Source organism: Kitasatospora sp. NPDC093550 (genome assembly GCF_044764985.1).
Taxonomy (GTDB): Bacteria; Actinomycetota; Actinomycetes; order Streptomycetales; family Streptomycetaceae; genus Kitasatospora.
On sequence record NZ_JBIWJF010000037.1, the window covers coordinates 34,813 to 48,913 of the forward strand.

Here is a 14,101-nt window from a genome sequence, read left to right on the forward strand (position 1 = left end):
TCCTCTCAGGCCTTGAGCTGCGCAAACACCTCGGCGGGCGTGTCGGCGAAGGTGACCAGTTCGGTGAGCGGCCGGGGCAGGAAGCCCTCGGCGTCCATCCGCTCCAGCTGGGTGCGCAGGCCCGCGTAGAAGCCCTCGGTGTCCAGCACGACCACGGGCTTCTCGAACATCCCGTGCTTCTTGAGCTCCAGCACCTCGGTGACCTCGTCCATCGTGCCCAGCCCGCCGACCAATACGACGATCGCGTCCGCCCGCGAGGCCAGCACGGCCTTCCGCTCGGCGAGGTCGGCGGTCATCACCAGCTCGTCCGCGCCGACGTACCCCTTGTGCTTCAGCATCTCGACCAGCACGCCGACGAGCCGGCCCCCGGCCGCCTTCACCCCGTCGGCGAGCAGTCCCATCAGCCCGGCGTTGGAGCCGCCCCACACCAGGGTGTGCCCGCCCTCCCCGAGGAGCCGCGCGAACTCGGCGGCGGGGGCGGAGTAACGGGCGTCGAGCGAGTACGCGGAGCAGAAGACACAGATGTTCATAGTGCTGACTGGTCTATCACGCCCGCGGCCGCGGTTCACCGCCATTACGCCCGGCCACCCGCACCACCTAGGGTGCTGCGCGTGCCCCACCTTGAGATATCCGACCTGATCACGGCCGTGGACCCGCGCGACGGCCGGCGGCTCCCGGTCCGTCGCGACGAGGTCCTGCGGCAGCTCCGCGACAACGGGGACGAACGCGCGGCCCGGGTCGTCGCCGGGCTCCCCGTCGACCGGCACGGCACGCTCGACCCGGACGCCGTGGACCGGCTGCTCATCAGCGTGCACACCGAACTCCAGCGGCTCAGCGAGGAACTGCGGATCGGCACCCGGCTGGTCCACCTGCTCGGCCCGCTGTTCACCGCGATCCGGTCGGCCGGCGGCCACCCCGGGCCGTACCGCCTCGTCGACGTCGGCTGCGGCCTCGGCTACCTGGTCCGCCGGCTCGCCGCCACCGGCGCGCTCGGGCCCGACGTCGAACTCGTCGGCGTCGACCTGAACGCCGCGCTCGTCGGCGAGGCGGACCGGCTCGCCCGCGCCGAAGGCCTCGACTGCCGCTTCGTCCACGGCAACGCCTTCGAACTGCCGGAAGCCGCGACGGTCTACGTCTCCACCGGCGTGCTGCACCACTTCAGCGCCCCCGGGCTGGGCGAGTTCTTCCGGGCCCAGGCCGCCTCGCCCGCGCTCGCCTTCTGCCACTACGACATCGCCGCGACCCGCCTCGCCCCGATCGGCGCCTGGGTCTTCCACCGCGCCCGGATGCGCCACCCGCTCGGCCGTCACGACGGCGTCGTCTCCGCGCTGCGGGCGCACCCCGACGAGGTGCTGCTGCGGGCCGCGACGGTGCCCGGCATGCGGGCGCTGATGTACGAACCGCGCGGCCGCTCCAACCCGTTCTGCACCACGCTGCGGCCCGTCCTCGGGGTGCGGCCGGCCCTGGAGGCACCGCTGCGGACGGCCCTGGGGCGGGCCGCGCGCCGCCTGGTCGGCCCGGAACACCTGGACGGGGCCGCGCGATGACCCCCGCCGTGCCGCTCCTGCTGCTGGGCCTGGTCGACTCGGCCTTCAGCGGCTTCCGCGCCTACGCCGGCCGCGACGCCCGCATCCGCAAGCACCGGAGCAACCTCCGCTCCGCCGGGCGGGGGCTGGCGGTCGGAGCCGTGCTGCTGCTCGCGCCCGCGCTGACCGCCCTGCTGGTCCTGCTGGCCTCCTCCGAGCGGGCGCGGACGTACCGCGCCCTCACCGCCGGCGGCTGGGGCTACCTGCTCCCCCTGGGCCCGTACGCCGCCGCCGTCCTGCTCTCGCTGGCGGCCTACTTCACCCTGCCGTTCCGCGCCGGCACCCTGGCGATGGTCATCGGGCTCGGCCCGCTCACCCTGCTGCGGCCGGCCGTCGTCGCGGCCGCCTGCCTCACCGCCGTGCTCGACGGCGGCGGCGCACCGGCGCTGCTGGTCGGCACCGTCGCCGGTGCGGCGGTCCTGGGCGTCGAGCCCCTGACGCACCGCCGCTGGTACCGCGAGGTGCAGTGAGCCGGCGCCGGAGCGTCAGCCCCGGTCCGGAGCCGGCACGCGGGTGAACGCCCGGCGGTAGGAGCGGGGTGGGACGCCGCGGCGGCGGACGAACCGTTCGCGCAGGACGGCCGCGCTGCCGTAGCCGACCCGGCGGGCGATCTCCTCGACGGGCAGGTCGGTCGTCTCCAGGAGTTCCTCGGCGCCGCTCAGCCGCAGGTCGCGCAGCCAGGCGTGCGGGGTGGTGCCGGTGGCGGCGGTGAAGCGGCGCAGGAAGGAGCGCTTGCTCATCATCGCCCGCCGGGCCAACTCCGCGACGGGCAGGGGCTCGTGGAGGTTCTCGCGGGCCCAGGCCAGCACCTCGGCGAGGCGCTCGTCCTGGCCGTCCTCGGGGACGGGCACGGCCAGGTACTGGGCCTGCCCGCCGTCCCGGTGGGAGGGCAGCACCATGTCCCGGGCGATGTGGTTGGCCAGAGCGGTGCCGTGCTCACGGCGGATCAGGTGCAGGCACAGGTCGAAGCCCGCGGCGGCGCCCGCGCCGGTGGTGATCCGCCCCTCGTCGAGGTAGAGCGCGTCGGGCTCCACGGTGACCTCCGGGTACGTCCGGGCGAGCAGGCCGGCGAACCGCCAGTGCGTGGTGGCCCGGCGGCCGTCGAGCAGTCCGGCCTCGGCCAGCGCGAAGGCGCCGACGCAGTGGGCCGCCACCCGCGCACCCCGCTCGTGCGCGGCCGACAGCGCGTCGAGCACGGCGGGCGGGGGCGGCGTACGGAACCCGGCCCCCGGCAGGGCGAGCACCAGATCGGCGGCGGCCAGCCGGTCGAGGCCGTGCTCGACCGCGATCGGCACGCCGAGGTCCGTCGGCACGCTCCCCGGCCGGTCCGCGCACAGGGCGAAGTCGAAGCCCGGTGCCGCCTGCCCGTGCGGGCCGAACACCTCGGCGACGATGCCGACGGCCAACATGCCGGCGCCGGGCGGAACGTACGCGGCGACGGTTGCGAAGGGTGCCGTACCAGCCATCCGTGGATGATGGCACATTTCCTGCGATCAGTGGCATCCGTGCCACTCGTCGGGGGTCGGCCGGCGCGACAGGATCGAGGCATGAACGACGCACCGCTCGGCCGCAGCGCCGACTACCGGGTCCTGACCACCGGCTACGTGGGCTCCACCGGCCCCGGAGTCGCCGCCACCGTCTCCTACGTCACCGACGCGGGCCGGCACGTGATCTTCGACCCGGGCATGGTCGCGAGCCACGACGACATCCTCGGCCCGCTCGCCGAGTTGGGCCTCGGCCCCGACGACATCACCGACGTCGTCCTCAGCCACCACCACCCCGACAACACCATGAACGTCGGCCTGTTCGGCCGCGCCCGGGTCCACGACCACAGGGTCGAGTACCAGGGCCACCACTGGACCAACCGCGACGCCGAGGGCTACGAACTCACCCCCTCCCTGCGGCTGATCCGCACTCCGGGCCACAGCCACGAGGACATCACCCTGCTGGCGGGGACGGAGTCGGGCGTCGTGGCCTTCGCCGGCGACCTCTGGTGGCACCGGCACGGCCCGGCCGACGACCCGGTCGCCCCGGACCGCGAGGTCCTGCGCGCCTCCCGGCTCCGGGTCCTGGCCGCGGCGGACGTCATCGTCCCCGGCCACGGCGCCCCGTTCCCCGCCGACGCCAACCCGCCGCTCTAGCCGTGCCCGCCGGGCCGGGGAGACCGATCCGGGATGCAGGTCGGGGACGGAGGTCGGGATACGGCCCCGGGATACGGCCCGGCCCGGGCCTCGACGGGTCGAGGACCGGGCCGCGGAGGTCGAAGGGGCTCAGGCGGTGACGGCCGGGCGCTCGGTGGTGGCGATGGTCGCGGAGCCGACGACCCGGGTGCCGTCGTAGAGCACCACGGCCTGGCCGGGGGCGATGCCGCGGACCGGGGTGTCCAGCCGCACCCGGAGCTCGCCGTCGACCACCGAGGCGGAGACCGGCACCTCCTCGCCGTGGGCGCGGAGCTGGGCGGTGTAGCGGCCGTCGGCGAGCGGCTCGGTGCCGCACCAGCGGGGGCGGATGGCGGTGAGCCCGGTGACGTCCAGGCCCTCGACCGGGCCGACCGTCACGGTGTTGTTCACCGGGGAGATGTCCAGCACGTACCGCGGCTTGCCGTCCGCCGCCGGGCGGCCGATCCGCAGGCCCTTGCGCTGGCCGATGGTGAAGCCGTACGCGCCGTCGTGCTCGCCGAGCTTGGTGCCGTCGACGTCCAGGATGTCGCCGGTCGCCGTGCCGAGGTGCTTGGCCAGGAAGCCCTGGGTGTCGCCGTCGGCGATGAAGCAGATGTCGTGGCTGTCCGGCTTCTTCGCCACCGCGAGGCCCCGGCGCTCGGCCTCGGCCCGGATCTCCTCCTTGGTGGTGTCACCGAGCGGGAAGAGGGAGTGGGCGAGCTGGTCGGCGTCGAGCACGCCGAGGACGTACGACTGGTCCTTGGCGCCGTCCACCGCCCGGTGCAGCTCGCGCGAGCCGTCCGGCAGGTCGACGATCCGGGCGTAGTGGCCGGTGCAGACGGCGTCGAAGCCCAGCGCGACCGCCTTGTCCAGCAGCGCGGCGAACTTGATCTTCTCGTTGCAGCGCAGGCAGGGGTTCGGGGTCCGCCCGGCGGCGTACTCGGCGACGAAGTCGTCGATGACGTCCTCGCGGAACCGCTCCGCCAGGTCCCAGACGTAGAACGGGATGCCGATCACGTCGGCGGCCCGCCAGGCGTCCCGGGAGTCCTCGATGGTGCAGCAGCCGCGGGCGCCGGTGCGGAAGGACTGCGGATTGGCGGACAGCGCCAGGTGGACGCCGGTCACCTCGTGGCCCGCTTCGACGGCGCGGGCGGCGGCGACGGCGGAGTCGACTCCGCCGGACATCGCCGCGAGCACGCGCAGGCGGCCGGTGGACGGAGTGGTCGGGGCACCCGGGAAGTCAGTCATGGTGAGTACAAGCGTACGGGGCCACCGGCCATGCCCGGCCCCGTACGGAATCCACGGGCCCTACCGCCGCACCGACGCCAGGCCCGCGTTGCGGGCCCGCTGCACCACCGGGCCGATGGCCTCCGCGAGCGCCGTGACGTCCGCCCGGGTCGAGGTGTGGCCGAGCGAGAACCGCAGCGAGGCGCGTGCCAGCAGCGGGTCGACGCCCATGGCGAGCAGCACGTGGCTGGGCTGCGGCACCCCGGCCGTACAGGCCGAGCCGGTGGAGCATTCGATGCCGGCCGCGTCCAGCAGCATCAGCAGCGCGTCCCCCTCGCAGCCGGGGAAGGAGAAGTGGGCGTTGGCGGGCAGCCGGCCCCCGCTCTTCGGATCGCCGTTGAGCACCGCGTCCGGCACCGCGGCCAGCACCTCCGAGACCAGGGAGTCCCGCAGTGCGCCGAGGGTGACGGCGTGCTCCTCGCGGTGGTCCACGGCCCAGGCCGCGGCGGCCGCGAAGCCGGCCGCGCCGGGGGCGTCCAGGGTGCCGGAGCGGACGTCGCGCTCCTGGCCGCCGCCGTGCAGCAGCGGTACGGGCGTGGCGCCGCGGGAGAGCAGCAGGGCGCCGATGCCGAACGGGCCGCCGATCTTGTGGCCGGTGACGGTGAGCGCGGTGAGCCCGGAGTCGGCGAAGGAGACCGGGACCTGACCGAGCGCCTGCACCGCGTCGGCGTGCATCGGGACGCCGTACTCGGCGGCGACGGCGGCGAGTTCGCGCACCGGCTGGACGGTGCCGACCTCGTTGTTGGCCCACATCACGGTGGCCAGCGCAACCGAGGAGGGGTCGCGCTCGATCGCCGCGCGCAGGGCCTCGGGGTGCACCCGGCCGTACTCGTCCACCGGCAGGTACTCGACCTCGGCGCCCTCGTGCTCGGAGAGCCAGTGCACCGCGTCCAGCACGGCGTGGTGCTCGACCGGGCTGCACAGCACCCGGGTGCGGGCCGGGTCGGCGTCCCGGCGGGCCCAGTAGAGGCCCTTGACGGCCAGGTTGTCGGACTCGGTGCCGCCGCCGGTGAGGACGATCTCGCTCGGGCGGGCGCCGAGCGAGTCGGCCAGCGACTCGCGGGCCTCCTCGACCACCCGGCGGGCCCGGCGGCCGGCCGCGTGCAGGGACGAGGCGTTGCCGACCACCCCCAGGTGCGCCGACATCGCGGCGATCGCCTCGGGCAGCATCGGCGTGGTCGCCGCATGGTCCAGGTATGGCATAACCATCCGATTGTAGAGGGCCGCGGGGCGCGGCCCTCCAGTCCTGCGCATCGATCCGGCCACCGCGCGTACGGGCCGGTCACCGGCCGGCACCCCGGCAGTGGTCTGTACCAATGACGGACGTCGGTGTCCGGCACCGGTTTGTACCACTACGCCCCCCAGCGGTTAGCCTGACGCCCCAGTTCTCAGCCGGATCCACGGGGGGCGCCATGGCGCAGTCGGTCGACCGCGCGCTGACCCTGCTCGGCGCGCTCGGCGAGGCTCCGCTCTCGCTCGACCAGGCCGCGAGCAGCCTCGGGGTGCACAAGTCCACCGCGCTGCGGCTGCTGCGCACCCTGGAGGAGCACGGCTTCGCCCGCCGCCAGCCCGACCTGCGCTACCGGCTCGGCGGCCGGGTGCTGTCGCTGGCCGAACGGGCGCTGGAGGACTTCGACGTCCGGCAGGTGGCCGCGCCGTACCTGGCCGCGCTCAACGCCCGCTGCGGGTTCACCGTCCGGCTCGCGGTGCTGCACGACGGCGAGGTGCTGTACCTGGACGAGGTGGCCGGGCCGGCCGACGCCGGTCCGTCCCGGATCGGGCGCCGCGCCCCGGTGACCGGCACGGCGGTGGGCCGGGTGCTGCTCGCCGGCCTGCCGGCGGACGGCGCGCAGGACGAGCCGGAGCTGGCGGCGGTGCGCCGCCGGGGCTGGGCGGCCGAGTCCGCCGAGCACCGGGAGGCGGTGGCCTGCGTGGCCGCGCCGGTCGCGGGCAGTGGCGGCCGGACGGTCGCGGCCTGCGCGCTGAGCGCTCCGGCCGGCCGGGCGGCGGCGGCCGAACTGGCCCGGATGGTGCCGGAGCTGCTCTGCACGGCCGAGGCGATCTCGCTCGCGTACGGCGGCTCGCCTACTCCTCGCTGGTGCGAGAACCGTTGCGGTGCCAGGCCCGCGGGGCGCGCCAGCCGTACCGCAGGGCGAGCATCCGCAGCCCGAAGGCGGTGAGCGCGGCGGCGGTTCCGGTCAGGCCGGTGAGCCGGTCGGCCGCGATCAGGGTCGCGACCAGGGCGGCGCCGACCAGGGCCGGGACGGCGTAGATCTCCCGGTCCCAGCGCAGCAGCGAGGGGATCTCCCCGGCCAGCACGTCGCGGATCACGCCGCCGCCGGCCGCGGTCACCATGCCGAGCGCGATGGCCGCGACCGCGCCGAGGCCGTAGTCGTGCGCCTTGGCGGTGCCGGTGACGCAGAACAGCCCGAGCCCGAGGGCGTCCAGGGCCTGCACCGCGCGGTTGATCCGCTCGACCTCGGGGTGCAGGAAGAACACCACCAGCGCGGCCGCGAGCGGGGTCAGGAAGTAGCCCAGGTTGGTGAAGGCGGCGACCGGGGTGGCCCCGATCACCAGGTCGCGCATCACCCCGCCGCCGAGCGCCGTGGCCTCCGCCAGCACGCAGATCCCGAAGATGTCCATGTTCTTGCGGACGGCGAGCAGCCCCCCGGAGAGGGCGAAGACGAAGATGCCGGCGAGGTCCAGCGACTGCTGCACGTCGGAGGGGAAGATCTGCGAGGTCACGGGAACAACTATGACCTGTCCGGAACCCTCCCCTCCGCATGCGGGCTCAGGAGACGGCCGCCTCCGGCGTCTTCCCGGCGGCCGTCTCGGGGGCGTTCTCCGGGAAGTGGCAGGCCACCTGGTGCCCCGTCTTCAGCGCCACCAGCGGCGGCTCCTGGGCGGCGCAGACGTCCTGCGCCTTCCAGCAGCGGGTGCGGAAGCGGCAGCCGCTGGGCGGGTTGATCGGGGAGGGCACGTCGCCGGTGAGCAGGATCCGCTCGCGCCCGGCGCGCTGGCGGCGGCGCGGGTCGGGGACCGGCACGGCGGACATCAGCGCGTTGGTGTACGGGTGCATCGGGCTGCGGTAGAGCGAGTCCCGGTCGGCGATCTCCACGACCTTGCCGAGGTACATCACCGCGACCCGGTCCGAGACGTGCCGGACCACCGAGAGGTCGTGCGCGATGATCAGGTAGGTCAGGCCGAGCTCCTGCTGGAGGTCGTCCAGCAGGTTGACCACCTGGGCCTGGATGGAGACGTCCAGTGCGGAGACCGGCTCGTCCGCGACGATCATCTTCGGCTTGAGCGCGAGCGCCCGGGCGATGCCGATGCGCTGGCGCTGGCCGCCGGAGAACTCGTGCGGGTAGCGGTTGTAGTGCTCGGGGCTGAGGCCGCACAGCTCCAGCAGCTCCTGGACGGCCTTCTTGAGCCCGCCCTCCGGCACCGCGTCCTGCAGCTTGAACGGCGCGCCGACGATGGTGCCGACGGTGTGCCGCGGGTTCAGCGAGGAGTACGGGTCCTGGAAGATCATCTGGATGTCGCGGCGCAGCGGCCGCATCGCCCCGACGCTCAGGTGGGTGATGTCGGTGCCCTCGAACTCGATCTTCCCGCCGGTCGGTTCGTCGAGCCGGGTGACCAGTCGGCCCATCGTCGACTTGCCGCAGCCGGACTCGCCGACGACGCCGAGCGTCTCGCCGGCGTTGACGGTGAAGTCGATGCCGTCGACGGCCCGCACCGCGCCGGTCTGGCGCCGCAGCAGCCCGCTGCGGATCGGGAAGTGCCGGGTCAGGCCGGTCACCCTCAGCAGCGGCTCGCGGTCGGGGGCGGGGGCCGGCGACGGGATCGGTGCCGCCTGAGTGTCCGTCATCGGTTCTCTCCAGAAAGGTGGTACGAGGCCGGGCTCACAGCCGGGGGGCGATCTCTTCGGCGAAGACGCGGTGCCGTTCCGCGGCCGGCAGGTGGCAGGCCGCGTAGTGCCCGGGCGCGGCCTCGGCCAGGACCGGGACCTCGCTCGTGGAGCGCCCGCCGGTCAGCTCGGCGTACGGGCAGCGCGGGTGGAAGGCGCAGCCCGTGGGCACGTTGATCAGGCTGGGCGGGGTGCCCTTGACCGGCACGAGCCGGTCCTGCAGCTCCCGGTCCAGGCGCGGCATCGAGCCCAGCAGGCCCCAGGTGTAGGGGTGTTCGGGCGCGTCGAAGAGGGTCTCGGCCGGTCCGCGCTCGACGCACTTGCCGCCGTACATGACCAGGATGTCGTCGGCCAGTTCGGCGACCACCCCGAGGTCGTGGGTGATGATGATGACGGCGGAGCCGAACTCCTCCTGGAGGTCGCGGATGAGGTCCAGGATCTGCGCCTGGACGGTGACGTCCAGGGCGGTGGTGGGCTCGTCGGCGATCAGCAGCGAGGGGTCGTTGACCAGGGCCATGGCGATCATCGCGCGCTGGCGCATGCCGCCGGAGAACTGGTGCGGGTAGTCGTCGACCCGGCGGTCGGGCTGCGGGATGCCGACCCGGTCGAGCATCTCGACGGCGCGCGCCCGGGCCTGCTTCTTGCTGGCCTGGGGGTGGTGCACCCGGTAGGCCTCGACGATCTGCTGCCCCACCGTGTAGTAGGGGTGCATCGCGGTCAGCGGGTCCTGGAAGATCATCGCCAGTTCGCGGCCGCGCAGTTGGCGCACCCGGTCCGGGCCGGCCGCGATCAGGTCCTCGCCGTTCAGCCGGATCTCGCCGCTGATCCGGGCCCGCTTGGAGCGGTGCAGGCCCATGATGCCCAGCGAGGTGACGGACTTGCCGGAGCCGGACTCGCCGACGATGCCGAGGGTGCGGCCCTTGTGCAGGTCGAAGCTGACCCCGTCCACCGAGCGGACCAGGCCGTCGTCGGTGTCGAAGTGGATCCGCAGGTCGCGCACGGAGAGGAAGGGCTCGCCGGTCGGGTTCTGCACGGCGTCCGCCGGGGTCTTCTGGAGGTCGGTCACGAGAGCCTCACGCGGGGGTCGACGAGGGCGTACAGGAGGTCGACCACGAGGTTGCAGGCGACGATGAAGAAGGCGGCGAGCAGCGTGACGCCGAGGATCTTGGGCAGGTCGTTGTCGGAGATCGCCTGGACGGCGAACTGGCCGACGCCCTGGAGCGAGAAGACCTGCTCGGTGATCAGCGCACCGCCGAGCAGCAGACCGAGGTCCATGCCGAAGATGGTGACGATCGGGGTGAGCGCGGCGCGCAGCCCGTGCCGGGTGACGACCTTGCGTTCGACCAGGCCCTTGGCCCGGGCGGTGCGGATGTAGTCCTCGCTCATGGTCTCCAGCATTCCGGCGCGGGTGAGCCGGGCGTAGAGCGCGGAGTACAGGAAGGCCAGCGAGATCCACGGCAGGATCAGGTTGCGGGCCCACATCAGCGGGTCGTCGGTGAAGTTCACGTACTGCAGGTTGTCCAGGATCGGCCACTCGTAGCTGAACAGCGTCAGCAGCAGCGCACCGGTGAAGAAGACCGGCAGCGAGACGCCGGCGAGGGCGACGCCCATGGAGAGCCGGTCGAAGATCGACCGCGGCTTGAGGGCGGAGACGACGCCGGTGGCGACGCCCGAGACCAGCCAGAGCACCGCCGCGCCGATGGCGAGCGAGATGGTGACCGGGATCCGCTTGGACAGCTCGGGCCAGACCTCCAGGTGGTTCTTGAAGGAGTAGCCGAAGCAGGGCACGTGGCAGGTGGCCGGTTCCGGCCCGAACTTGTACTCGGCGCCGCTGACCAGGGCCTTGAGGAAGTCCCAGTACTGGGCGTACAGCGGCTTGTCGAGGCCGAGGTTCTGCTTGACCGCGGCGATCGCCTCGGGTGAGGGGTTCTTCCCGATGTACTGGGCGGCCAGTTGGTCGGCCGTCTCGCCGGCGACGCGCGGGAGCAGGAAGAAGATCGCGAAGGTGACCGCGCTGACGACCAGCAGCAGCAGCACCGCCGCGAAGATCCTGCGGATGATGTAGGCAAACACAGTTGGGCGGCTCCGGCGGCCCGCCGCCGTCCGGGATCCTCCGGACGGCGGCGGGCGCCGCTGCCTTCACCTGCCTTCAGGGATGCGGAGCCAGGCTCTTACTTGGTGGTGCCGATGTTCAGGTAGTCGTACTCACCCGAGAACGCCGCGGTGGAGGCCAGGTTGGTGGCGTTGTCCGGGCGGTACAGGAAGACCTTGAAGTAGGTCAGCGGGACGATGACCGCCTGCTCCATGACCTTCTTGTCGATGTCGCCGTAGATCTTCTCGCGGGCGGCCTTGTCCGGGTTGACGGCGGCGTCGTCGATCAGCTTGTTGACCGCGGGGTCGTTCAGCTGGGACAGGTTGCTGTTGCCGGAGGCCTTGATCGCGCGGCCGTCGACGATCTGCTGCAGGAAGCCGTAGCCGGTCGGCCAGTCGGCGCCCCACTGCATCATCATCAGACCGATGTTGTGGTCCTGGGTGAACTGCGGGGCACCGGCGCTGTCGGTCAGGTACTTGCCCTGCGGGTACTGCTGGATCTCGGCGTTGATGCCGACCTTCTTGAGCGCGGCCTGGATCGAGGTGGCCGCGGCGACCTCGGTGGCGCGCTCGGTGCGGGCCGAGATGACGGTGTTGATGCTGTCCTTGCCGCAGGCCTTCAGGGCGTCCTTGGCCTTGGCCTCGTCACCCTTGTTGTCCTTGGTCTCGAACAGGTTGAAGTCCTGGTGGCCCGGGATGTCCGGCGGGAGCACCGTGTTGGCGATCTGGCCGCGGATCGGGCCGCCGACCGCGGTCTGCACCGAGACCTTGTCGATCGCGAACTGGACGGCCTTGCGGCAGTCGACGTTGTCGAACGGCGCGACCTTGGAGTTGATCGCCATGTAGACCAGGCGGCCGCCGTAGGCGTTGTCGGTGCTGGCCTTCAGCTTCGGGTTCTGCAGGATCTGCGCCTGGGTCTGCGGGTCGACGCCGCCGCCCACCAGGTCGACCTGGGCGTTGCCGGCCAGCAGGTCCTTGTCGATGGTGGCCTGGTCGATGTTCATCTTGAGCACGATCTTGTCCGGCAGCTGCTTCCGGATCGGGTCGGTGCTCTTGTCCCAGTTGGTGTTCGGGACCAGGACGGCCTGCTTGCCGTCCTCGTAGGACTCGAACTTGAAGGAGCCCGAGGACACGATGTGCTTGACGTAGTCGGCACCGGTGTCCTTGGCCTGCGGCACCGGCGCGGTCTGCGGGGCGCTGACCAGGTAGTCGAAGTCCGCGAACGGGTGCTGCAGGTGGAAGACGATCGTGGTGTCGTCCGGCGTCTCGATCGACTTGAGGTCGCCGGTCTTGTCCTTGTACGGGCCCGCGTACGGCGTCTCGTTGTCGACCAGCAGGTCGTGGAAGTAGGTCGGGCCGTTGGAGTTCACGTCCGGCGCGAAGTTGGAGCGCTCGACGGCGTACTTGACGTCCTTCGAGGTGATCGGGGTGCCGTCGTCGTACTTCAGGCCCTTGCGCAGCTTGTACGTCCAGGTCAGGCCGTCCGCGCTCTGCTGGCCCATCGACTCGGCGAGGTCCGGGACGAGCTTGTTGCCCTCCTCGCCGGCGGCCGGGTTGAAGGTGGTCAGCGGGCGGGCGTACAGGCGCGAGAAGTTGTAGATGTACGCGTAGTACGTGTTGCCCGGGTCGAGCGAGTCCGGAGTGCCCTTCATCTCGAAGGTGACCGTCCCGCCCTTCTTGTCCGAGGCGTTGACGATGCCCTTGGTGGCCGCGTTGGCGCCACCGCCGGCAGCGGAGGACGAGCTGTCGTCGCTCTTCTTGGTCGAGCTGTTGCAGCCGGTCACGACCAGGACCGCGGCGGCTGCCGCCGCGGTCAGGGCGACGGTACGGGACCTACGCATGGGAGAGATCAACCCCTTGAGGATGTGGAGGCGGTGGAGGATCCTGACGCTGGGTCAGTTGCTCTTGGGATCGAGGGCGTCGCGCAGCCCGTCGCCGAGCAGGTTGAAGGCGAGCACGGTGATGAAGATCGCCAGACCGGGGACCACCATGTACTGGGGGTCCACCTGGTAGTACCGGATCGCGTCCTGGAGCATCCCGCCCCAGGAGGCCTGCGGAGGCTGGATGCCGACGCCGAGGAAGCTCAGCCCTGCCTCGAAGAGGATGTTGGTCGGGATCAACAGGGTCGAGTAGACCAGGATCGGACCGACCAGGTTCGGCAGCAGCTCCTTGAACAGGATGAACGGGCCGCGGGCGCCGAGGCTGCGGGCCGCGTGCACGAACTCCCGCTCGCGCAGCGAGAGCGTCTGACCGCGCACGATCCGGCCCATGTAGGGCCAGTTGAAGAAGCCGATCACGAAGATCAGCACCATGATGTGCAGCGGGAGGCCGTGCAGGCCGAAGGCGCCGCCCTGCAGCGAGGTCGAGATCGCGATCGCGAACAGCAGCAGCGGGAAGGCGAGGAAGACGTCCATGACGCGGCTGATCAGCGTGTCCACCCAGCCGCCGTAGTAGCCGGCCATGATGCCGAGCACGGTGCCGATGGTGTTGGACAGCACGGTCGCGCCGAAGGCGACCAGCAGGGAGACCCAGGAGCCCTCGATGACCCGGGTGAGCAGGTCACGGCCCTGCAGCGGGTCGATGCCGAGCGGGTGGTCCCCGCTCATGCCGCCCCAGTCGCCGAGCGGGAGACCGCCGAGGTCGGGGTCCAGCAGGTCCTGGTGGAGGGCGTCCGGGTCGAGCCCGAACACCGACTCGATCGGCTTGGCCAGCACGGCGAGCAGGATCAGCAGGATCACCACGACGCCGCCGGCGACGGCGGCCTTGTCCCGCTTGAAGCGGGTCCAGGCGATCTGGCCGAGGGAGCGGCCCTCGATCTTCTTGGCCGGGCCGGCGGCGGCTGCTGCCTCCGGCTCGTTCCCGGCGGTGGTCACGGATGCGGTCATGGTCAGTTGGTCCCCTCGCCGACGGTGGCCGGCCCACGGGTGCCGGTCGCCGGCTTCGGCGGTGCGGCTGCGGACGTGCGAAAGGTGCTAGGAGGAGCGGGTGTTTCGTGGCAGCGCGTCGTGCACAGGTGCTGCCACCACGCGGGATGGGCGTCGCGTGGGCGAGCGGGTCGGCGTGCGCGCTCA

General features: G+C 72.4%; 14 protein-coding genes. 4 read left to right on the forward strand and 10 right to left on the reverse strand.

Annotation, left to right across the window (positions count from 1 at the left end; translation table 11 throughout):
* Positions 1-5: 5 nt before the first annotated feature.
* Positions 6-530 (reverse strand): TIGR00730 family Rossman fold protein, encoded by a 525-nt coding sequence (locus ACIRD3_RS35950; RefSeq protein ID WP_402225112.1) that lies wholly within the window; start codon positions 528-530, stop codon positions 6-8.
* Between the two features lie 81 nt (positions 531-611).
* On the opposite strand from ACIRD3_RS35950, the gene ACIRD3_RS35955 reads away from it, so the two are divergent.
* Complete coding sequence (locus tag ACIRD3_RS35955) at positions 612-1,547, forward strand: class I SAM-dependent methyltransferase (RefSeq protein WP_402225114.1); 936 nt, start codon at positions 612-614, stop codon at positions 1,545-1,547.
* Complete coding sequence (locus ACIRD3_RS35960; RefSeq protein WP_402225116.1) at positions 1,544-2,056, forward strand: hypothetical protein; 513 nt, start codon at positions 1,544-1,546, stop codon at positions 2,054-2,056. Before ACIRD3_RS35955 ends, ACIRD3_RS35960 begins: the two co-directional genes overlap by 4 nt.
* A gap of 15 nt (positions 2,057-2,071) precedes the next feature.
* Here the strand turns inward: ACIRD3_RS35960 and ACIRD3_RS35965 are convergent, their stop codons facing one another.
* Positions 2,072-3,052, reverse strand: coding sequence for a GlxA family transcriptional regulator (locus tag ACIRD3_RS35965; protein WP_402225119.1), 981 nt, complete (start codon positions 3,050-3,052; stop codon positions 2,072-2,074).
* 81 nt (positions 3,053-3,133) lie between these two features.
* Here ACIRD3_RS35965 and ACIRD3_RS35970 point away from each other — a divergent pair, with 81 nt between their 5' ends.
* A complete protein-coding gene (locus ACIRD3_RS35970; RefSeq protein ID WP_402225120.1) occupies positions 3,134-3,727 on the forward strand; it encodes an MBL fold metallo-hydrolase in 594 nt (197 codons plus the stop codon).
* Positions 3,728-3,856: 129 nt separating this feature from the next.
* Here the strand turns inward: ACIRD3_RS35970 and mnmA are convergent, their stop codons facing one another.
* Positions 3,857-4,993 carry a tRNA 2-thiouridine(34) synthase MnmA gene (mnmA, locus tag ACIRD3_RS35975; RefSeq protein ID WP_402225123.1) on the reverse strand — a complete coding sequence of 379 codons (1,137 nt, stop codon included), beginning with the start codon at positions 4,991-4,993 and terminating at the stop codon, positions 3,857-3,859.
* A 60-nt stretch (positions 4,994-5,053) separates the two neighbouring features.
* A complete protein-coding gene (locus ACIRD3_RS35980; RefSeq protein ID WP_402225125.1) occupies positions 5,054-6,235 on the reverse strand; it encodes a cysteine desulfurase family protein in 1,182 nt (393 codons plus the stop codon).
* Positions 6,236-6,444: 209 nt separating this feature from the next.
* Between ACIRD3_RS35980 and ACIRD3_RS35985 the strand changes: the two genes are divergently transcribed.
* On the forward strand, positions 6,445-7,212 hold the full coding sequence (locus ACIRD3_RS35985) for an IclR family transcriptional regulator (protein ID WP_402225126.1): 768 nt from the start codon (positions 6,445-6,447) through the stop codon (positions 7,210-7,212).
* Here the strand turns inward: ACIRD3_RS35985 and ACIRD3_RS35990 are convergent.
* The 6 genes from ACIRD3_RS35990 to ACIRD3_RS36015 form a co-directional block, all read right to left on the reverse strand.
* Positions 7,118-7,777 carry a trimeric intracellular cation channel family protein gene (locus tag ACIRD3_RS35990; RefSeq protein WP_402225129.1) on the reverse strand — a complete coding sequence of 220 codons (660 nt, stop codon included), beginning with the start codon at positions 7,775-7,777 and terminating at the stop codon, positions 7,118-7,120. The two genes, ACIRD3_RS35985 and ACIRD3_RS35990, sit on opposite strands and share 95 nt — an antisense overlap.
* 46 nt (positions 7,778-7,823) lie before the next feature.
* Positions 7,824-8,900, reverse strand: a complete 1,077-nt coding sequence (locus ACIRD3_RS35995) for an ABC transporter ATP-binding protein (RefSeq protein WP_402225131.1) — start codon at positions 8,898-8,900, stop codon at positions 7,824-7,826.
* A 34-nt stretch (positions 8,901-8,934) separates the two neighbouring features.
* On the reverse strand, positions 8,935-10,005 hold the full coding sequence (locus ACIRD3_RS36000) for an ABC transporter ATP-binding protein (protein ID WP_402225133.1): 1,071 nt from the start codon (positions 10,003-10,005) through the stop codon (positions 8,935-8,937).
* A complete protein-coding gene (locus ACIRD3_RS36005) occupies positions 10,002-11,012 on the reverse strand; it encodes an ABC transporter permease (RefSeq protein ID WP_402225135.1) in 1,011 nt (336 codons plus the stop codon). Before ACIRD3_RS36005 ends, ACIRD3_RS36000 begins: the two co-directional genes overlap by 4 nt.
* 98 nt (positions 11,013-11,110) lie before the next feature.
* The gene (locus ACIRD3_RS36010; protein ID WP_402225137.1) at positions 11,111-12,871 is read right to left on the reverse strand and encodes an ABC transporter substrate-binding protein; all 1,761 of its coding nucleotides are present in this window, start codon (positions 12,869-12,871) and stop codon (positions 11,111-11,113) included.
* Positions 12,872-12,925: 54 nt separating this feature from the next.
* Positions 12,926-13,915: an ABC transporter permease gene (locus tag ACIRD3_RS36015; RefSeq protein WP_402225140.1), complete on the reverse strand. Its 990-nt coding sequence runs from the start codon at positions 13,913-13,915 to the stop codon at positions 12,926-12,928.
* Positions 13,916-14,101 lie beyond the last annotated feature (186 nt).

Excerpts from the sequence above, each read along its gene's own strand:
- ACIRD3_RS35985 (WP_402225126.1), top strand. The coding sequence starts at position 6,445 with ATGGCGCAGTCGGTCGACCGCGCGCTGACCCTGCTCGGCGCGCTCGGC.
- ACIRD3_RS36015 (WP_402225140.1), bottom strand. The coding sequence starts at position 13,915 with ATGACCGCATCCGTGACCACCGCCGGGAACGAGCCGGAGGCAGCAGCC.
- ACIRD3_RS36010 (WP_402225137.1), bottom strand. The coding sequence starts at position 12,871 with ATGCGTAGGTCCCGTACCGTCGCCCTGACCGCGGCGGCAGCCGCCGCG.
- ACIRD3_RS35980 (WP_402225125.1), bottom strand. The coding sequence starts at position 6,235 with ATGCCATACCTGGACCATGCGGCGACCACGCCGATGCTGCCCGAGGCG.
- ACIRD3_RS35960 (WP_402225116.1), top strand. The coding sequence starts at position 1,544 with ATGACCCCCGCCGTGCCGCTCCTGCTGCTGGGCCTGGTCGACTCGGCC.
- ACIRD3_RS35970 (WP_402225120.1), top strand. The coding sequence starts at position 3,134 with ATGAACGACGCACCGCTCGGCCGCAGCGCCGACTACCGGGTCCTGACC.
- ACIRD3_RS35965 (WP_402225119.1), bottom strand. The coding sequence starts at position 3,052 with ATGGCTGGTACGGCACCCTTCGCAACCGTCGCCGCGTACGTTCCGCCC.
- ACIRD3_RS35950 (WP_402225112.1), bottom strand. The coding sequence starts at position 530 with ATGAACATCTGTGTCTTCTGCTCCGCGTACTCGCTCGACGCCCGTTAC.
- mnmA (WP_402225123.1), bottom strand. The coding sequence starts at position 4,993 with ATGACTGACTTCCCGGGTGCCCCGACCACTCCGTCCACCGGCCGCCTG.
- ACIRD3_RS35995 (WP_402225131.1), bottom strand. The coding sequence starts at position 8,900 with ATGACGGACACTCAGGCGGCACCGATCCCGTCGCCGGCCCCCGCCCCC.